Annotated in this window: 16 protein-coding genes; 5 read left to right on the forward strand and 11 right to left on the reverse strand. The window is 53.1% G+C overall.

Going from position 1 to position 18,918, the window contains the following annotated elements; genetic code table 11:
- Nucleotides 1-272: 272 nt before the first annotated feature.
- From KHQ09_RS12535 to KHQ09_RS12560, 6 genes are all read right to left on the reverse strand, one after another.
- Nucleotides 273-1,133: a cytochrome c1 gene (locus KHQ09_RS12535; RefSeq protein ID WP_022710125.1), complete on the reverse strand. Its 861-nt coding sequence runs from the start codon at nucleotides 1,131-1,133 to the stop codon at nucleotides 273-275.
- Between the two features lie 29 nt (nucleotides 1,134-1,162).
- On the reverse strand, nucleotides 1,163-2,440 hold the full coding sequence (locus KHQ09_RS12540; RefSeq protein WP_022710124.1) for a cytochrome b: 1,278 nt from the start codon (nucleotides 2,438-2,440) through the stop codon (nucleotides 1,163-1,165).
- Between the two features lie 20 nt (nucleotides 2,441-2,460).
- Nucleotides 2,461-3,024, reverse strand: coding sequence for a ubiquinol-cytochrome c reductase iron-sulfur subunit (gene petA, locus KHQ09_RS12545; protein WP_028233437.1), 564 nt, complete (start codon nucleotides 3,022-3,024; stop codon nucleotides 2,461-2,463).
- 581 nt (nucleotides 3,025-3,605) lie between these two features.
- On the reverse strand, nucleotides 3,606-5,483 hold the full coding sequence (locus tag KHQ09_RS12550; protein ID WP_213598536.1) for an ABC transporter ATP-binding protein: 1,878 nt from the start codon (nucleotides 5,481-5,483) through the stop codon (nucleotides 3,606-3,608).
- Nucleotides 5,484-5,697: 214 nt separating this feature from the next.
- Entirely contained in the window at nucleotides 5,698-7,566 is a 1,869-nt protein-coding gene (locus KHQ09_RS12555; protein WP_022710120.1) for an ABC transporter ATP-binding protein, read from the reverse strand.
- 353 nt (nucleotides 7,567-7,919) lie between these two features.
- Complete coding sequence (locus tag KHQ09_RS12560) at nucleotides 7,920-8,072, reverse strand: hypothetical protein (protein WP_213598538.1); 153 nt, start codon at nucleotides 8,070-8,072, stop codon at nucleotides 7,920-7,922.
- Between the two features lie 205 nt (nucleotides 8,073-8,277).
- On the opposite strand from KHQ09_RS12560, the gene KHQ09_RS12565 reads away from it, so the two are divergent.
- Entirely contained in the window at nucleotides 8,278-8,733 is a 456-nt protein-coding gene (locus tag KHQ09_RS12565) for a tRNA (cytidine(34)-2'-O)-methyltransferase (RefSeq protein WP_022710118.1), read from the forward strand.
- A 144-nt stretch (nucleotides 8,734-8,877) separates the two neighbouring features.
- Here the strand turns inward: KHQ09_RS12565 and KHQ09_RS12570 are convergent, their stop codons facing one another.
- Complete coding sequence (locus tag KHQ09_RS12570; RefSeq protein ID WP_213598540.1) at nucleotides 8,878-9,138, reverse strand: hypothetical protein; 261 nt, start codon at nucleotides 9,136-9,138, stop codon at nucleotides 8,878-8,880.
- A gap of 316 nt (nucleotides 9,139-9,454) precedes the next feature.
- On the opposite strand from KHQ09_RS12570, the gene hemF reads away from it, so the two are divergent.
- Nucleotides 9,455-10,369: an oxygen-dependent coproporphyrinogen oxidase gene (hemF, locus tag KHQ09_RS12575; RefSeq protein ID WP_213598542.1), complete on the forward strand. Its 915-nt coding sequence runs from the start codon at nucleotides 9,455-9,457 to the stop codon at nucleotides 10,367-10,369.
- A 36-nt stretch (nucleotides 10,370-10,405) separates the two neighbouring features.
- Here hemF and blaOXA read toward each other — a convergent pair whose 3' ends face one another.
- From blaOXA to KHQ09_RS12595, 4 genes are all read right to left on the reverse strand, one after another.
- Nucleotides 10,406-11,215 (reverse strand): class D beta-lactamase, encoded by an 810-nt coding sequence (blaOXA, locus tag KHQ09_RS12580; protein ID WP_213598544.1) that lies wholly within the window; start codon nucleotides 11,213-11,215, stop codon nucleotides 10,406-10,408.
- A 128-nt stretch (nucleotides 11,216-11,343) separates the two neighbouring features.
- Nucleotides 11,344-12,585, reverse strand: a complete 1,242-nt coding sequence (locus KHQ09_RS12585; protein WP_213599984.1) for a CCA tRNA nucleotidyltransferase — start codon at nucleotides 12,583-12,585, stop codon at nucleotides 11,344-11,346.
- A 20-nt stretch (nucleotides 12,586-12,605) separates the two neighbouring features.
- Complete coding sequence (locus tag KHQ09_RS12590) at nucleotides 12,606-13,217, reverse strand: CoA pyrophosphatase (protein ID WP_370627098.1); 612 nt, start codon at nucleotides 13,215-13,217, stop codon at nucleotides 12,606-12,608.
- A gap of 79 nt (nucleotides 13,218-13,296) precedes the next feature.
- On the reverse strand, nucleotides 13,297-13,860 hold the full coding sequence (locus tag KHQ09_RS12595; RefSeq protein WP_238481735.1) for a DUF1285 domain-containing protein: 564 nt from the start codon (nucleotides 13,858-13,860) through the stop codon (nucleotides 13,297-13,299).
- Nucleotides 13,861-14,113: 253 nt separating this feature from the next.
- Between KHQ09_RS12595 and KHQ09_RS12600 the strand changes: the two genes are divergently transcribed.
- From KHQ09_RS12600 to KHQ09_RS12610, 3 genes are read left to right on the forward strand one after another with little or no spacing between them, the layout of a single operon-like run.
- Entirely contained in the window at nucleotides 14,114-15,118 is a 1,005-nt protein-coding gene (locus KHQ09_RS12600; protein ID WP_075656366.1) for an AAA family ATPase, read from the forward strand.
- A complete protein-coding gene (locus tag KHQ09_RS12605) occupies nucleotides 15,118-16,032 on the forward strand; it encodes a DUF58 domain-containing protein (RefSeq protein WP_213598550.1) in 915 nt (304 codons plus the stop codon). Before KHQ09_RS12600 ends, KHQ09_RS12605 begins: the two co-directional genes overlap by 1 nt.
- Nucleotides 16,033-18,918 (forward strand): DUF4159 domain-containing protein, encoded by a 2,886-nt coding sequence (locus tag KHQ09_RS12610; RefSeq protein WP_213598552.1) that lies wholly within the window; start codon nucleotides 16,033-16,035, stop codon nucleotides 18,916-18,918.

Below are 18,918 nucleotides of genomic sequence, written 5' to 3' on the forward strand. Positions count from 1 at the left end.
TATCCGTTCAATCCTCTGTTGAGACAGATAATCGCCATCCGGCGTTATAGCGCTCTGTTTACCGGCTACGCACAGTAAGCAGATAAAACAGATCAAACTTCACATAAAAAAGGACGCCTTAAGCGCCCTTTTTCTTATTTATAGGATCACACGATCAGTGTGAAGCCAGATAGAGCATAATTTCATAAACTTGAAACAGTTTAAGTTAAAATTATGCTCTCATTTTAAAGTGCTAGAGCGACCTTTGTGCGCCCAATCGGGCGCACGGCGCTCTAGTGCTTAATACCCGCAAAAACACGACGTTTCGTTGCGTAAACAATTGCACCCAGCAACAGCAGGAACACGATAACGCGGAAACCGGTTTTCTTACGATCTTCCATATGCGGCTCAGCAGCCCACATCAGGAACGCAGAAATATCGCGCGAATATTGTTCAACTGTTTCCGGCGAACCGTCATCATAGGTCACCTGACCATCGCTGAGCGGCTTGGCCATAGCAAGCGACTTACCGGCGATAAAGGCAGGGTTATAATGCGTACCTTCCGGAATCTGCATACCTGCAGGTGGTGTTTCATCATAGCTGGTCAGCAGGGCATGAATATAATCAGGACCCGCTTCCGCATATTGCGTGAAAATATCAAACACAAATGTCGGGAAACCACGCTCAACACCACGCGCTTTGGCGATCAGCGAGAAATCCGGCGGAACTGCATTATTATTGGCAGCGGCCGCGGCTTCCGCATTCGCGAAAGGTGACGGGAAATAATCGCCCGGACGTGCAGCACGGGTGAACATTTCACCGTCAGCATTCGGGCCGTCCTGCACTTCATATTCCGCAGCAAAAGCTTTGATCTGGTCATCATTATAACCAAGATCGCTCAGCGTGCGGAACGGTACCAGTTTCATCGAGTGACAGGCGGAGCAGACTTCCTTGTAAATTTTCAGGCCGCGCTGCAACTGTGCCTTGTCATAAGTGCCGAAAGGCCCTGCGAATGACCAGCTTTCCTGTGTCGGATGCTTGATCGGGTAATGTGCCGGTTCTGCTTCACTGCCCGCAGTCTCAGCCTGTACAGCGCCCAGTGTGAGCGCTGTGGCCAGACCGAAAGCAGCAAGACCGGTAAAGAACATTTTCATAACTGTACTCTTCCTATCTGGTGCTGCAATCAGGCTTTAGCATCTGCTTTTGCAACTTCATCATCCGAACCGAGAACCGCTTCAGTGATGGAGTTTGGTATACGCTTCGGCTTTTCAACCAAACCGAGTACCGGCAGAATGATGATAAAGAATGCGAAATAATACAGCGTGCCGATCTGCGCCATCAGGGTATAGACACCCTCAGCAGGACGGGAACCGAGCCAGCCGAGGAAAATCGCATTGGCGACAAATACCCAGAAGAACATCTTGAACCAAGGACGATAAACCGCCGAACGTACCTTCGATGTATCAAGCCATGGCAGCACAAACAGGATAGCAATCGAACCAAACATCACCAGAACGCCGCCGAGCTTGGAGTCGATCGGGCCGATATTGAAGGTAATCGCACGCAGCATCGCATAGAACGGCAGGAAGTACCATTCAGGGACGATATGCGCAGGGGTTACCATCGCATTTGCTTCAATATAGTTATCCGGATGGCCAAGATAGTTCGGCATATAGAAGACGAAATAGGCGAAGAAGATGAAGAACACGACCGCGCCGAATGCGTCTTTGATCGTCGCATAAGGTGTGAACGGCAGTGTATCTGTCTTCGTTTTCACTTCAATACCGGTCGGGTTTGTCTGACCGGTCACATGCAGTGCCCATACGTGCAGCACAACAACACCGGCAATCATGAACGGCAGAAGATAGTGCAGCGAGAAGAAGCGGTTCAGTGTCGGATTATCCACGGCAAAACCGCCAAGCAGCAGCTGCTGGATCGGTTCACCGATAATCGGAAACGCCGTAAAGAAGCCGGTGATAACGGTCGCACCCCAGAAAGACATCTGTCCCCATGGCAGCACATAGCCCATGAATGCGGTTGCCATCATCAGCAGGAAAATGACCACGCCGAGGATCCACAGCAGTTCGCGCGGAGCCTTGTAGGAACCGTAATACATACCGCGGGCGATATGCAGGTAAACCGCAATGAAGAAGAAGGATGCACCATTGGAGTGCATATAACGCAGCAACCAGCCGGAATTGACATCACGCATGATCTTTTCGACCGAGCCGAAAGCCAGCTGGGTGGATGCTGCATAATGCATAGCCAGCACAATACCGGTCAACAGCTGAGCGATCAGCATGAAGGCCAGAATGCCGCCGAATGTATACATATAGTTCAGGTTACGCGGAACCGGATAAGCAATAAACGAGTCATAGACGAGGCGCGGCAGAGGCAGCCTTGCGTCAACCCATTTTTCGATACCGGTCTTTGGCGTATATGAAGAGTGTCCGCCGCTCATAAAATTTCTCCTCAGACCACTCAACCGACTTTAATGACGGTATCGGAAATGAATGCAAATTCCGGAATGTGCATGTTTTCCGGTGCCGGACCACTGCGGATACGGCCAGCCGTATCATAAGTCGAACCGTGGCACGGGCAGAACCATCCGCCGAATTCACCGGCTTCACCAAGCGGCACGCAACCCAGATGGGTGCAAACGCCGATCATGACGATCCAGTTTTCTTTGCCTTCACCGGCAGTGCGTTCCAGATCCGAAGCCGGTGCGTCTGCTGCCAGATTGGCATTACGCGCCAGAGGGTCCTTCAATGCAGACATCGGCGTGTTTTTGGCATCTTCGATTTCTTTAGCCGTACGGTTACGGATAAATACCGGCTTACCGCGCCATTTTACTGTCAGCGATCCGCCTTCCGCGAGGGACGAAACGTCCACTTCAATGGATGCCGCCGCAAGGGTTGAAGCATCCGGCCGCATCTGGTCGATAAATGGCCATGCCAAGCCGGCAGCACCGACTACGCCGGCCATTCCCGTCGCTATGTACAGAAAATCACGCCGTGTCGGCTCAGCTGTGTCGTGTGCGCTCACGTACCACTTCCTTTTTGACTTGCATGTTGAACTGTCCTCTGTTGTCCGCGAGCACATTCGTCCGTAATTATGTGACGTTTTGTGCTGAGAGCTGTAAGACCTGAAAACAGATACAAACCGGACATAACTCCCCCACCTTGTTCAAGGTTTAGGCATGATAAAAAAGCTTGTCCAGTCATCTGAGGCACTTACGGCACCATGTCGCAGGCATGGAAACCGGCAAAGTGAAGGCCGCACTATGGTCAAAAAACGGCTTTCCTCACCCGTATCAATGGCAAAGCACCTGTGACCATTTCGTGCAAAATCACACGGGGCAGAACAGACAAACGGCCATTCCGCACCTGTATAAAATTACCTGAGAACAGTTTTAAAAATAAAGCGGGGCTCTGCCCGAACCGGTCAGGAAATCCGGTTTACTGATATGCAATATAAAATATGAGAGGGCAGACTGCAGATGCAACAACCGCATAAAGAGTTACAAAAACGTCATAAAACACTGCATTTCCGTCATCAACCGGCATAAGAACTCTGTTTTGACCGATCACGCGCAAAGTTCACGCGGGGAGAATTTTCCCCGCTATTCAGATTTCCTCATCGGCCTCACCAAGAAAGCCACCGGACTGACGCGCCCATAAACCGGCATAAATGCCACCCGAAGCAATCAGTTCGTCATGAGTGCCGCTTTCGGCAATCCGGCCATGATCCAGCACAACCAGACGATCCAGCTGCGCAATTGTCGACAGGCGATGCGCAATAGCGATCACGGTTTTACCCGCCATCAGCCGTGCCAGATTTTCCTGAATGGCTGCCTCGACCTCTGAATCGAGAGCCGAAGTGGCCTCATCAAGAATAAGAATCGGCGCATTTTTCAAAACGGCACGGGCAATACTGATTCTCTGCCGCTGTCCGCCAGACAATTTAACGCCGCGCTCGCCGACAAAAGCATCATAGGCTTTACGTCCTTTGTAATCCTCCAACGCGCCGATAAATTCCTCAGCTTCGGCCTGACTGGCGGCAAAACGCAGCTCTTCCTCAGATGCATCGGCTTTTGCCAGCATAATATTGTCCCGCAAAGAGCGGTGCAGCAGTGCCGTCTCCTGACTGACCACCGCAAAAGCCGCACGCAATGAGCTTTGCGTCACATCGCGCACATCCTGCCCGTCAATGCGTACAGAGCCGGTATCTACATCATAGAGCCGCAGCATCAGATTTATCAGCGTGGTTTTACCAGCACCGGAGTGACCGATCAGACCGACACGCTCGCCGCCGCGAATGGCAAGGCTGATATCACTCAGCACACCGGCCTTCATCTTGTTTTCATTCTCGGAGCCATAACGGAAAGTCACATGCTCAATATCAATAGCACCGGAGGTCACCTGCAGCGGTTTGGCATCGCGTTTGTCTTCCATGCCAAGCGGTGCAGAGATCAGCCGCATGGAGTTTTCAATCACACCATAGGAACGCAGCATACCGTTCATCTGCATCATCAAACGGCCAAGCAGCATATTCAGACGCAGAACCAGACCGAGCGTAAAAGCCACCTCACCCACTGTCGCCTGACCTTTGGTCCACAAATCAATCGAGAATGCCGCAACCAGCACAATCATCAGGCTGGAAAGTGCAGTCATGGAAACACGCATTCCTGTGAGCGTGCGCATGAAAGGCAGCATGGTCTTGATATAGCTGGCAAAGCCTGACCGCAGATAGGCCTGATCCATATCCGGCGTATTCAGCTTGATGGTCTGAATATTGGTATAACTATCGACGATACGGCCGTTGATCAGCGAGCCGGCCTCAGCACTGGCCTCAGCCTGTTTACGCATAGTCGGCAGATAGAGACGTGCGATCCATGCAAACAGCACCATCCATACCACCACCAGTACCGCAAGCCGCCAGTCGAGCTGACCGAACAGCAGCAATGTTGTGATGCTGTAAATAATCATAAACCAGACAACCTGAATGAAACTGGTAATCAGATCACCGGCCGCCTGCCCTGCCTGCCAGACTTTGGTAGCGATACGCCCTGAAAAATCATTCTGGAAAAACGCATAGGACTGACGCAACACATAGGAATTGGCCTGCCAGCGGATCAGATTGTAAAATCCGGGCGTGATTGTCTGGTCATCCAGCAAGGAGCTGAGCGCGGTCATCAGCACCCGCACCACCAGCACGATAAACCCCATCGCCAGCAATTCATAACCGGCGCTGATATAAAGACCGTGCCAGCTACGCTCCATTGCGCTCTGGTCAAGAATATCAACAATGCGTCCGGTAAAATAGAACAGGCCTGCTTCCAGAAGCGGCAGAATACCACCAACGATCAGAGCCAGCAGCAAAGGCCAGCGCGCCTGATAAATATAATGCCAGAGAAACCGCATTGTGGTTTGCGGCGGGCGTTTACCGTCGAAATCCTGCAACGGATCAATCCAGTTTTCAAACAGACGGTAAATCATATTCATCGGGAAGGCCTTTCCGCAGCATCCCGCAATCATTACAGGCAGGAAGGCGCATGCAAAACAGAATCGGCAAGCAAGTTGCTGATGTTTTTAATATATAAAATAAAAAACTTTCCGTCCGCGATTAACGCCGGACGTCATCTTTAAAAGACTGAAAACGTACCCGCCGCCGCTCGAGTAGAACGGCGGCAGGTATTTTTCTCTGCTTGAACAGTAATCATTCAGCAGGCTCAGGCAGTGCCTGTTTTTCTTCCTCATCATCAAAGCCGAGGAACCCGCCGGACTGACGCGCCCACAACGAAGCATAAATGCCGCCCTGCGCAATCAGTTCTTCATGGGTGCCGTCTTCGATAATGCGTCCCTGATCCATGACGATCAGACGATCAAGCGCGGCAATGGTCGACAGGCGATGGGCAATGGCAATCACAGTCTTGCCTTCCATCAGCCTGTACAGGCTGTCCTGAATTGCCGCTTCCACTTCGGAATCAAGCGCAGATGTCGCTTCATCCAGAATAAGGATCGGCGCATCCTTCAGGATCACACGAGCAATGGCCACACGCTGGCGCTGACCGCCGGATAGTTTCACACCACGTTCACCGACATGCGCGTCAAAGCCCTGACGGCCTTTCGGGTCAGTCAGATGCGGCAGGAACTGATCGGCCTGCGCCTGTGCAACCGCTTCCAGCATCATTTCATCCGTTGCATCAGGACGGCCATAGCCGACATTATCCCTGACGGAACGATGCAGCAGCGAGGTGTCCTGCGTCACCATACCTATATTGGCGCGCAGACTGTCCTGTGTGACTTTGCAAATGTCCTGACCGTCGATCAGGATTTTGCCCTGCTCCAGATCGTAGAAACGCAACAGCAGATTGACCAGTGTGGACTTACCCGCGCCGGAGCGGCCGACAAGACCAACCTTCTCACCCGGACGGATATTCAGCGACAGATCATTGATGATGCCTTTGCCCTTGCCATAGTGGAAACCGATGCGGTCAAAGGTGATCTCACCGGAACGCACATGCAGCGGCTTTGCACCTTCATGGTCGATCACTTTGCGCGGCTGTGCGATCGAACGCATACCGTCTTCCACTGTGCCGATATTTTCGAACAGTGCCGACATTTCCCACATGATCCACTGGGACATACCGTTCAGACGCAAACACAGCGCAATACCGATGGCCACCGCACCTACAGAAGCAACATTGTCCATCCACAGCATGATACCCAATGCACCGACTGAGAACAGCAGCAAAGAATTCATGAAATAGAGTGAACCGAAGAACTGCGTCACCATACGCATCTGGCGGTTTACTGTACCCTGAAACTGCTCAAGACTGTCACGGACATACCCTTCCTCGCGCTGTGTGTGCGAGAACAGTTTGACCGTGGCAATATTGGTATAGCTGTCAACGATACGGCCGGTCATCTCGGAGCGGGCATCGGCCTGCGCTTCGGAAATCACCCGCAGGCGCGGAATGAAATAGCGAAGCAGACCGACATAGGCCAGCAGCCAGACAATGAACGGGATCATCAGGCGCCAGTCAGCCGTGGCTGCGATGAAAATTGTACCGGTAAAATAGACCGCTACATAGACCATCACATCCGCAAGTTTGATAACCGTTTCACGCACAGCCAGTGCTGTCTGCATCAGCTTGGTGGAGATGCGTCCGGCAAATTCATCCTGAAAGAATGTCATCGACTGACGGATCAGATAACGGTGCATCAGCCAGCGTATGCGCATCGGGAAATTCCCGATCAGTGTCTGGTGCAGAACCAGAGATTGCAGCAAAACAATCAATGGCAAAATCACCAGAACAACGCCGCCGATCAGCGCCAGTTTCCAGCCCTCCTGCTGCAGGAAGGTTTCACGATTATGCTCACTCAGCCAGTCCACGACATTGCCGAGAAAAGCAAACAGCGACACTTCAAAGATTGCGATCAGCGCTGTCAGAAAGGCCATCACAATAATCCAGCCCCACGCGCCGCGGCTGTAATACATACAGAATTTGAACAAGCCCTTCGGCGGTTGTTCAAGCGGAACATCCGGATAGGCGTTCAGCTTCTTTTCGAACCAACGAAACATTTTCGACCTCAAATACGGGCTATCCCGTGCGAAAACCAATTCCCCCGCATCATTTTCGTAAAACGAAGACGGCAGGGGTCAGTTTTGATTCATTTGGGTTCTGCCATTCACTTCAGCAACTGAATATGAGGCAGAATTTCAGCATTTTTAAAGCATCGGAAAATCAACGGGCACAGAACCCGAAACACTCAGATGCGGTTTGAGGATTAAATGCGTGAGTACACTTAACCGGAAGATAGATGGAAGAATCGTATTTGACCTGCGGATCCGACGGCACAACTCATCATCGGTTTCAGGCTATCAGGTGGTTTGCTACAGCAATCTGATATATACGCTCATTTTAACAGTCCCGTTCAGCGCAACGCCCGCAAAAACAATTCGGGAAAAGATACCACAGCTTCGATTGGTGCGGTACCCGCCATGAAAGCTACCGGAGCGGGGTTAATCACGCCGGATACAGGTGCGGCTGCAACTGGGCAAAGATTCAAAGAAATCTTAATATTCATCACAGCCTCCTTCAAAGTCAATCTGATAAAATGGATGATCCGTATAGCACTATGTTATTTTACCGGCTAGTCACTGCAGGTTCTTTTCTCTTCACTTTACCGAGAACACATTAAACTGTGACAGATTGCACACAATTCTTATTGTTTGAAATTATATGCTATAGGCCGCTTATCTGATGTCACCCGAAACAGAAGCAAAAGCCTGATGACAATACATATCGCCCTCTTCCAGCCTGATATTCCCGGCAACACCGGAACCATCCTGCGTATGGCAGCCTGTCTCGGACTGGCGGTGCATGTGATTGAACCTGCCGGTTTTGACCTCTCCGATCGCGGGCTGAAACGGGCGGGCATGGATTATCTGGAACAGGCAGCGCTGACCCGCCATCTCGACTGGGAGCATTTCAACAACTGGCGCTTGTCTGAAAACCGCAGGCTGGTGCTGCTCTCCACCAAGGCGGCGCAACCCTATACAGATTTCAGCTACCGGCCGGACGACATTTTGCTGTTTGGCCGTGAATCTGCCGGTGTGCCGGACTATGTGCATGAGACCTGTGAGGAACGGATCATCATCCCGATGGTCGAAGGCGCGCGCTCACTCAACCTCGCGCTTTCGGTGGCGATGGCCGCCGGAGAAGCTATTCGACAGGTTAAAGGCTAGAAGCTATTCGACAAGGTAAAAGCTAGAATTTATTAGACAGGGTAAATTTAGAATAAATCTTAAAATATCAGTCAATTAAAAAGAAAAACAGAATCATATTCTGATCCTCTTGAATCAGAATATGAGCAAACAGCGCTAACCTGTTTAGTCAGAGCTTGGCAGACGACGGATGGTGAATTCGATCACATCATTCGGGCGCACATACCAGCTTTCAATTTCTGTCCAGTAAGCAGCTTTCGGATAGGTTTCAAACCATTCCCGCGCCTTAACCCGCGCTATGCTGCGTGGCAGTGAAAATGTTTCGCGGATATAGCCGTCGCTGATATTCGGCTTCACGCCGGATGCTGCTTTGTGCATCTGCCTGCGCAAACCTTCCAATGGTGGCTTTGGCGGAATGGATGTCATAAGCGATTTCCTTTACAGCGCCGCAACGGGGCAAAAGACAAAGCGGACATAAATTATGAGTTACAAAGGGTTACAATCCACAGATGCACCCATCACAACCATATCTTGTAATTTACAGCAAAATCTCATCCGAAACGAGTCATTTCCGCGCCTGTTATCGCTGTAAAGTATGAACGAAATCTGTCATTTTCCGAAAAGCAGAAAGCTTTCATAAACATAATCCCGTTTATGAAGACTATATAACCTGTTGACAGCTGCTGATATGCTGGCGCTGCGGCTTCGCCCAAAGCACCCAAAACATAATAAGGAACCAAGCATGCAACGTCCGGATCTTCCAGCTCATCTTCCAGATAATCTTGATGACAAAAAACAACTGGCACAAAACTGGTTCGAAGAATTACGTGACCGTATCTGCTCCCTGTTTGAAACCCTTGAAGACGAACTGACAGGCCCGCTCAGCGACCGTGAAGCCGGCCGCTTTGTCCGCACCCCTTGGGCAAAAGACGAAGGCCGTGGTGGCGGCGGTGTTATGTCGATGATGCATGGCCGCGTTTTTGAAAAAGTCGGCGTGCATGTCTCCACTGTCTATGGCGAGTTTTCGCCGGAGTTCCGCGCCCAGATTCCGGGTGCCGATGAGGATCCGCGCTATTGGGCGAGCGGTCTCTCGCTGATTGCCCATCCGCAGAACCCGAATGTTCCGGCAGTGCATATGAATACGCGTATGGTTGTGACCACACGCCAGTGGTTCGGCGGTGGCGCCGATCTGACCCCTGTGCTTGACCGTCGCCGCACGCAGGAAGACACCGACAGTCAGGCTTTTCATAAAGCGCTGAATTTCGTCTGTAACAAACATGCAGGCATTGCCGATTACGACCGCATGAAACAATGGTGCGATGAATATTTCTATCTGCCGCATCGTCAGGAACCGCGCGGTATCGGCGGCATTTTCTATGACTGGCTGCACTCAAGCGATGAACAGGGCGGCTGGGATGCAGACTTTGCATTTACCCGCGATGTTGGCCGCTGCTTTGCCGTGGTCTATCCGCATATTGTGCGCCAGAACTTTAACCAGCCTTGGACAGAGGCTGACCGCGAGGAACAGCTGATCCGTCGCGGGCGCTATGTAGAGTTCAATCTGCTGCATGACCGCGGCACGATCTTCGGTCTCAAGACCGGCGGCAATATCGCGTCGATCCTGTCTTCCATGCCGCCGGTGGTGAAATGGCCTTAATATAAAATCAGAACGGGGGGCATCAGCCCCCGCTTTTTATTGGTCGAAGCTTTGCAGAAATTGCCCGCGGATCAGTAGTCCAGGGCTGGTCTTTAATGCCTTGTCAAAGACCTGCATATTCGCAAAAACCAATTGACGGCCATCCTTTTCCGCCCAGCCAACAAACCAGCCTAAGCGCTGCTCCCCTGCAAATTTGCCATTTGCATCACGCAACCGCGCAGCGCCGGTTTTGCCGGTAACTTTCCAGCCCTTTTCCGATGTAAAAACCGTCATGGCAGCTTTGGTTTTCTGCTGCGCCTGCTTGGAAACCGGCAAAGTCTCATGCACAAGTTTATTCAGAAATTGCACCTGCTCGTCCGGTGAAATCTCCAGTGAAGAGCCGATCCATGAACCTGTCAGCCCGTCCTTTTTTCCGGCTCTGCCAGAAACATCCTTATTCCCGTAATCAAGAGCTGCAACAGCTTCGGAAAACTGCTTCTGTCCCAACTGTTTTGTAATCTCACGCGAATACCAGACAACTGATTGCTCCAGCCACCGTGCCGGATCAACGGCAATCCGGTCACGTTCCGGCGCTTCCATTTCAGGCTTCCACTGCCAGACCGGATCATGCTCAGAGCGAAGGATATTTTTATCATAACCGATCACGGCAAGCGGCACTTTAAACGTCGATGCCGGTGTAAAGCGTTTGTCGCAGACACCTTTACGGGAAAGGATTTTCTGCGTTGCGGCATCCATGACCACAGCACATTCCGTTACAATCCCCTTCTCTCCGGCCTGAGCCTGAAAACTCGTGCCGCTTGTCAGCGCAAAAGCCAATAATGCCGCTGATCGCAATTTTTTATCCATGATACGCAACTCCGGAATTCTGAAATTATTTAAATCACCTCAGATGAATCATAACCTGCAGAAATCGCATTAATCATCTGAACCGGCAGCTAAAAACAAAAACGGGGCGGAATTTCCGCCCCGATATGTCAGGATAATGTTGCTAACAAATTTTCTTTACTGAGCTCAAATCCGGAAGCCAGCCATGCCGCCTCCAATGCTTTGAGCTGTTTGCCAAGCTCGGGGCCTTTCTCAAAACCCAGCTTCATCAAATCAGCTCCGCTGACCGGAAATACCGGTATTTCAGCCTGCACTGCCACATTCAGCAAACGGCTGTACTGACCTGCCCGCATCATCGCCTGATTATCATTTTCCGCCTCTGCACGCGCAGACACCAGCGCCAGCTTAATCCGGTCAATCAAAGCCTGCCGTGAGCCGCTATAAATCAGCTTAATCAAACCTGTCTCCGACAGTTCCGGCTTAGGCAGATCAGCCAGCGCCCAGCTTTCCAGACGGGCTTTATCGGCATTGGACAGGCGCAGTCTTTTGCCAAGCTCGGCCATGCGTGCTGCATCCGGCGGCACAATCGCCTGCAAGCGCAACAGAGCATCCGGCTTCCAGCCCAAATCGCGCTCAGAGCGCACCAGCGCATGAATAGCATCAATGCCCCATTTCTCACTCTCCGGCAAAATCTGGGTCAGCACACCGGACTGACGCATCCATAGCAATGCGCGTGACGGATCAGGAGCAGAAAGCAGCTTCTTCAGCTCTGACCACACCCGCTCAGCGGACAATGTCTGTAAATGGTTTTTCAGCTTGGCACAGGCTTTCAACCCCGCCGCATCCGGCCGCCCCGAACCATACCAGGCGAAAAAACGGAAGAAGCGCAGGATACGCAGATAATCTTCCGTAATCCGCGTTTCCGCATCGCCGATAAAACGCAACTCGCGCTTTTCAATATCTGCAAGCCCGCCGACATGATCCACCACATCACCATTGGCACGCACATAAAGCGCGTTGACGGTAAAGTCCCGCCGCTCGGCATCAACCTGCCAGTCACGGCCAAAAGCGACCGTGGCCTGCCGTCCGTGCGTTTCCACATCGGCGCGCAGCGTCGTCACCTCATAGGGCACACCATGGGCAACAACAGTCACAGTGCCATGGTCAATGCCGGTCGGTACAACTTTAAAACCGCATTTCTCGGCGCGCGCTTTTGTCTCTTCCGGCAGGGTTGTGGAAGCAATATCAATATCGCCCACCGGCTCGCCCAGTAAGGTATTGCGCACGGCACCGCCAACCACCCGCGCCTCTTCACCATCTTCAGCCAGTGCTGCCAGCAATTGCTGCAAAGACGGCACGGCAAGCCACTCCGCACGATCTGCAATATTCAGCACAGTTGTTGTCTTTTCACTCACGCATAGAGCCTTTCATAGAGGCTGCGGATAATCCCCGCTGTTGCGCCCCAGATATTCCGATTCTGATAATGGATGGCATAGAAAAACCGCTCATGCCCCGCAAACATCCGGCTCTCACGCTGATGCTCACGCGGGTCCATCAGAAAATGCAGCGGCACTTCAAAAATATCCGCCACCTCGTCGGGATTGGCATGGAGTTCAAATGGTGTCCGTATCACCGCCAGCACCGGCGTAATCGTATAGCCGCTGCCGGTCATATATTGCGGCAGACGGCCGAGTGTCTGCGTCTGCCTTGCATCCAGTCCGATTTCCTCATGGGCTTCACGCAGAGCCGCATGTTCAGGACTCAGATCCTCAGCATCAATCTTGCCGCCGGGGAAAGCAACCTGGCCGGAATGGCTGCGCATCTGCGCATTGCGCGTGGTCAGCAGCACACTGGCATGGTCACCGTGATCCACCACAGGGATCAGCACCGCCGCCGGTTTGAGCTTAATTTTCAGCCGCGGATCAGCTCCCGCCATCACATGAGAGGCAGTCCATTGGGGATTGAGCGCATGATCGCCGGACAAAGGCAGGCCGCCTGAATCAAATTCATCAGCAACCGTCATAAAACTTTGTTTTTGTTCAACTCTCCGCATCAGATCCTGTGCGGTAAAACCTGTATCAGTCATCAAGTTTTTCATTGTATCACTGTAATTGTTCAACCGGCATCACCGGAAATATCCGGCCATTGGAGCGCAGGGCAAACATCAGTTTTCCGTCAATCATCAGTTCTTCTCCGAGTGCTGCCAGATCATACATGACCGCACGGCTGATCAGCGCCTCCAGCCGCCCTCTCACCAATATATAAGGTTTGAAACCGCCGGTTTCACTATCCGTTACAAAACGCAGCGGATGCTGCTCCCCCGCCTCAACTACATCCCCGACATTGGTGCGGAAGGTGAGAACCTGCGTCTCCCCCTCGCCGGAAACATGCATCTCCACGGCATTGAAATGCGCATCTTCCACACGGATAGCGATTTTCTCCACCGGTGTTACCAGATAGGTTTTACCGTCGGCATCTTTACGCAACACGGTTGAGAACAGGCGCACCAATGCAGGGCGACCGATCGGCGTGCCCATATAGAACCATGTGCCATCGGCTTTTATTTCCATATCCAGCTCGCCGCAAAAATCCGGCTCCCAGCGTTCCACCGGCGGCAGACCTTTGCCTTCTTTTCCTTCAGGCAACTGGCTGGCGGCACGGCGCATCAACGCATCAAGCCCGCTTGCAGAGCTCGTGGCAGAACTGGTGACAGAACCGGCATCAACATCGGCAGTTTCTTTATTTTTCGATATATTACCGCTGTTCATTTCAGTTTCCTGTTAAGACCTGTGCCTGACAGTCCGGTGCATTCCGGTTAATGCGAACTGTGCCATTTACGCTCCCGTCAGCATGACATAGTCTTGCCCGATGATTCAAGTAAACCAGATAAAGCATCTGATCTGGAATAAAGAGGACATCATGAATTTTACCGCTGCGTCGAAAATTGATCCTGATGCCGTGATACGGGCTGCCGATCAGGCTGCCAGTGACATTAATCTGATCCGCCAGCAAATCGGACAGGTTATTTACGGTCAGGAGCAAGCGGTTGAAAATACGCTGGTCGCATTGCTGGCCGGTGGCCATGCCCTGCTCGTCGGTGTGCCGGGGCTTGCCAAAACCCGTCTGGTAGAAACGCTGGGCACTGTCCTCGGCCTTGATGAAAAACGCATCCAGTTTACACCTGATCTGATGCCGTCCGATATTATCGGCTCTGAAGTCATGGATCAGGACAGCGACGGACGCCGTTCATTCCGTTATATTAAAGGGCCGGTTTTCGCCCAGCTGCTGATGGCCGATGAGATCAACCGTGCATCGCCGCGCACGCAGTCTGCTTTGTTGCAGGCGATGCAGGAATATCATGTCAGCGTAGCCGGTCAGCGCCATGATCTGCCAAGCCCGTTCCATGTGCTGGCGACCCAGAACCCGCTGGAACAGGAAGGCACCTATCCGCTGCCGGAAGCTCAGCTCGACCGTTTTCTGATGCAGATTGATCTGGATTATCCGGATATTGATGCGGAACGTGCAGTGCTGCTCAACACCACCGGCACTATGCAGGCACGGCCAGCCAAAGTGATTGAAGCCACGCGCCTGCAGGAAATCCAGCAGCTGATCCGTCAGATGCCGGTGCCGGAAACTGTGCTTGAAGCTATTCTGAAACTGGTTCGCTCAGCCCGTCCTGATGCTGATAATGACCATGCGAAAAACCATATCAGCTGGGGTCCCGGCCCGCGTGCCGGACAGGCGCTGATGCTCTGCACCCGTGCGCGCGCGCTCTATGAAGGGCGTCTTGCCCCTTCTGTTGATGATGTGAAAGCCTTGGCAGAGCCGGTTCTCCAGCACCGCATGGCTCTCAATTTTGCCGCGCGTGCCGATGGTGTGGGCGTGCGTGATGTGATTGCCAAACTGACACAGGCGCTCAACTGATGACAGCAACCGGTGCCATAACCCGTTCTGAACAGGCCGTTGACCTGCTTGCGCCATCGCGCAGGCAGGCGGCACTGATGCCTGATCTGATTACGCAGGCACGCCATATTGCCGGCTCTGTTATCAATGGCTGGCATGGCAGGCGCAAACGCGGCACCGGCGATAATTTCTGGCAGTTCCGTCCATACGCGCAGGGCGACATGCTCTCGCGCATTGACTGGCGGCGCTCAGCCCGCGACGATCATACCTATATGCGCGACCGTGAATGGGAAACGGCACATACAATCTGGCTGTGGTGTGATCCGTCGCCGTCTATGCTCTATCAGTCCCGTTTCAGTCCGGTTTCCAAACAGCATCGCGCATTGGTGCTGACACTGGCACTGGCCGAATTGTTCAGCCGCTCCGGTGAGCGTATTGCCTATCCTGATGTGCTGCCGCCATTGCTCGCCCGCAATGGTGCAGAGCGTCTGGCAACCGCCTTGTTGCAAACCGGCTCTTTGGCAGCGCAACCTGATCTCCAGCCTTTGCAGCGTTTTAATGAACTGGTGCTGATCAGTGATTTTCTGCAGCCTGCCGATATACTCAGCGCGCAGCTTGATCAGATTGCCAGACGCGGTATCCGTGCGCATCTCATCGCCATTGCCGATCCTGCGGAGGCGGATTTTCCGTTTTCCGGCCGCACAGAATTCAGAGACCCTGTATCCGGTCAAATTCTTGTCGCCGGTCGGGCGCAGAATTATGCGGAAGATTATCGCAGGCTCTATCAGGCACAGCGCGAATTTCTGCGTGAAACCTGCACCCGTTTTGGCTGGAGTTTTATCACCAGCGCTACAGATAAACCGGCAGCACAGGCTCTGACCACACTCCATGGCTTTCTCGGACATCATTCTTCCACCGGCGGAGGCGCCGCGTAAATGCCGCTGATTTTTACTGCCCCGTGGCTGCTTGCCGGTCTTCTCACTCTGCCCGTTATCTGGTGGCTGCTGCGTGCAACGCCGCCGAAACCGGCACAGGAACCGTTTCCGCCGCTGGCTATTCTGGCAAAAATTGCCCGTCACGATCAGGAAGCCAGTAAAAGCCCGTGGTGGCTGACGCTGTTGCGTCTGGTTCTGGCCGCTCTGGTCATCTTCGCCGTTGCAGGGCCGGTGTGGAAACCGCAGCCGATCACTTTCACCGGTGCGCAGCCGGTTGTCATCATGATCGACAATGGCTGGGCTTCAGCGCCACAATGGGCAGCCTATGAAAATCAGGCGCAATGGCTGATCTCCAATGCTGAGAAAAATGATGCGCCGGTCTATCTGATTGCCACTGCCGACCCGCAAAACACAGCAAGCGGGCCTTTCACGGCCGCACAAGCGCTGGAACGTTTGCAGGCACTGGAACCGCGCGCTGTTCCGGTCGAACGTCTGGCTGCTGCTGAACGTCTTGGCACTGCTCTGAACAATATACCGGAAAGCCGTATTTTTTATCTGAATGACGGACTGGAGACTGCGCAGGATCAGCAAGCCTTTACGGCTCTCGACAAGCTGAAAGCCACGACCATCCAGCTGATTATGCCGGACAGTCAGCAGCTTTTTGCTGTTCAGGGTGTAGCCAATCAGCAGAATGCATTGGTGATTGATCTGTTACGCCCGTCCAATGATGTGCAGGCAGCCAAAGTTCAGCTCAGCGCCTATGATAATCAGGGGCGTGTGCTGGCGCAAACACAGGCGGATTTTGCTGAGAAAGAAACCAAGGCCGTGGCGCAAATGACCATTCCGGTTGAGTTGCGCAATGATATTGCCATGGTGCGAGCAGATCAGATGCGCCATGCCGCGGCCACGTGGCTGCTGGATGAGAATAACCGCCGCCGCCGTGTCGGCCTGCTGGATGCAAGCAATGCCGACAAGGCACATTCGCTGTTGTCGCCATTGCATTATATTTCCTCGGCACTGGCACCTTTTGCTGACCTTATTAACGCCAATGACCGCGACCTGAGCCAGTCAGTTGAGCGCCTGCTGGAGCAGAAACCCTCCGTCATTGTCTTGTCGGATATTGGCAGACTGCCGGAAAGCACGGCTGCAAAACTGATGCAATGGGTTGAAAACGGCGGCACATTGCTGCGTTTTGCCGGCCCGCGTCTGGCGGCAGCGCAAAGCGATACGGACACCAAACGCGATCCGCTGCTGCCGGTGCAGCTGCGCAGCGGCCAGCGCAATCTTGGCGGCACTTTATCATGGTCAACGCCGCAGCCCGTCGCTCCCGCACCGGAAAACAGTCCGTTCCGCAATATTCAGCTGCCTGATGATGTCACAGTATTGCGCCAGGTTCTGGCTGAACCGTCACCGGATCTGATGCAAAAAAGCTGGCTCAATCTTGCCGATGGTACACCGCTGATTACCGGTGAAAACCGTGGCGCGGGGCGCTTGGTTCTGTTTCATATCGCACCGGATATCGGCTGGTCTAATCTGCCACTCTCAGGCGGATTTGTTGATCTTCTGCGCAGGCTTACCGAAACATCAGGCGCACAGGCTGCCAATGCAGCCGGTGAGCAAGCAGTGACACTGCCTGCCTATCGCCTGCTGGATGCCGCAGGTAATCTGACAGGCCAGCCTGCAGCCGCGCAGCCGCTGGTGATTGAAAAAGGCAAGGCACCGGAAGCATCACTGCTTAATCCGCCCGGACTTTACGGCACAGAACAGGCTTATAAAGCACTGAACCTGATGAAGAGTGACACAGTTCTGAACCCGCTTACCAAACCGGAAATAACGACCAATCTTGCAATGGTACCGGCCACCAAGGCACAGACCGTTAATCTGCAAGGTCCGTTCTTTGCGCTGGCCGCAATATTGCTCGCGCTTGATGGCTTGCTAATGCTGTGGATCGGCGGCACCTTCTCGCGGAACAGGTCGCGCAATTTCACCGGCAAAGCGTCCGGCACCGTGAAATCCCTGCTTATCCTGTTCGCTTTATCCGCAAGTCTGACAGCTATGCCCTTCATAGTTCAGCCGGTTCTGGCGCAGGAAACGCAGGTCAGAGACGATAGCAAGCCCGACGATCAGGCAAAGATTGACGTGCTGGATGTCACACATCTGGCTTATGTGATTACCGGCGACAAAGCGACAGATGATGTGAGCCGTGTCGGGCTTAGCGGTCTCAACCAGTTTGTTGCGGATAAAACCTCACTGGAACCCGGCGCGCCGGTCGGTATTAATCCGGAAAAAGATGAACTCGCCTTCTATCCGATGATCTATTGGCCGGTTGATGAAAAAGCACCTTTTCCAAGTGAAAAAGCGCTGCAGCGCATTGATGCCTATATGCAGCAGGGCGGCACGGTAATTTTTGACACCCGCGACCAGCTATCCGGCGACACCGGCGGGTTGAATGGTACCAGCCCTGCTACCCAGCGGCTGCGTGATATGCTGGATGCGATGAATATCCCGCCGCTTGCACCCGTTGCTGATAATCATGTGCTGAGCAAAACCTTTTTCCTGATGCCGGATTTTCCCGGACGCTACCGCGGCAGCCCGCTTTGGGCGGAAGCCCCTGCCGATAATCCGGATGCCGCTGAACAACCCGCCGACAGGCCTGTGCGCAATGGTGATGGTGTCAGCCCGATCCTCATCACCGCCAATGATCTGGCCGGTGCATGGGCGATGGATGAAAACTGGCAGCCGCTATATCCGACCGTGCCGAATGATCCGATGCAGCGCATTTATGCGCTGCGCGGCGGTGTGAATATGGTGATGTATGTGCTCACCGGTAATTATAAAGCAGATCAGGTGCATGTGCCTGCTTTGCTGGAACGGTTGGGGAACTGA

The sequence above is a fragment of the Pseudochrobactrum algeriensis genome (assembly GCF_018436245.1).
In the GTDB taxonomy this organism is placed as follows: domain Bacteria; phylum Pseudomonadota; class Alphaproteobacteria; order Rhizobiales; family Rhizobiaceae; genus Pseudochrobactrum; species Pseudochrobactrum saccharolyticum.

Excerpts from the sequence above, each read along its gene's own strand:
- KHQ09_RS12565 (WP_022710118.1), top strand. The coding sequence starts at position 8,278 with ATGACAATACATATCGCCCTCTTCCAGCCTGATATTCCCGGCAACACC.
- KHQ09_RS12605 (WP_213598550.1), top strand. The coding sequence starts at position 15,118 with ATGACAGCAACCGGTGCCATAACCCGTTCTGAACAGGCCGTTGACCTG.
- KHQ09_RS12590 (WP_370627098.1), bottom strand. The coding sequence starts at position 13,217 with ATGACGGTTGCTGATGAATTTGATTCAGGCGGCCTGCCTTTGTCCGGC.
- KHQ09_RS12550 (WP_213598536.1), bottom strand. The coding sequence starts at position 5,483 with ATGAATATGATTTACCGTCTGTTTGAAAACTGGATTGATCCGTTGCAG.
- KHQ09_RS12560 (WP_213598538.1), bottom strand. The coding sequence starts at position 8,072 with ATGAATATTAAGATTTCTTTGAATCTTTGCCCAGTTGCAGCCGCACCT.
- hemF (WP_213598542.1), top strand. The coding sequence starts at position 9,455 with ATGCAACGTCCGGATCTTCCAGCTCATCTTCCAGATAATCTTGATGAC.
- KHQ09_RS12600 (WP_075656366.1), top strand. The coding sequence starts at position 14,114 with ATGAATTTTACCGCTGCGTCGAAAATTGATCCTGATGCCGTGATACGG.
- blaOXA (WP_213598544.1), bottom strand. The coding sequence starts at position 11,215 with ATGGATAAAAAATTGCGATCAGCGGCATTATTGGCTTTTGCGCTGACA.
- KHQ09_RS12535 (WP_022710125.1), bottom strand. The coding sequence starts at position 1,133 with ATGAAAATGTTCTTTACCGGTCTTGCTGCTTTCGGTCTGGCCACAGCG.
- KHQ09_RS12595 (WP_238481735.1), bottom strand. The coding sequence starts at position 13,860 with ATGCGCCGTGCCGCCAGCCAGTTGCCTGAAGGAAAAGAAGGCAAAGGT.
- KHQ09_RS12570 (WP_213598540.1), bottom strand. The coding sequence starts at position 9,138 with ATGACATCCATTCCGCCAAAGCCACCATTGGAAGGTTTGCGCAGGCAG.
- KHQ09_RS12610 (WP_213598552.1), top strand. The coding sequence starts at position 16,033 with ATGCCGCTGATTTTTACTGCCCCGTGGCTGCTTGCCGGTCTTCTCACT.
- KHQ09_RS12540 (WP_022710124.1), bottom strand. The coding sequence starts at position 2,440 with ATGAGCGGCGGACACTCTTCATATACGCCAAAGACCGGTATCGAAAAA.
- KHQ09_RS12555 (WP_022710120.1), bottom strand. The coding sequence starts at position 7,566 with ATGTTTCGTTGGTTCGAAAAGAAGCTGAACGCCTATCCGGATGTTCCG.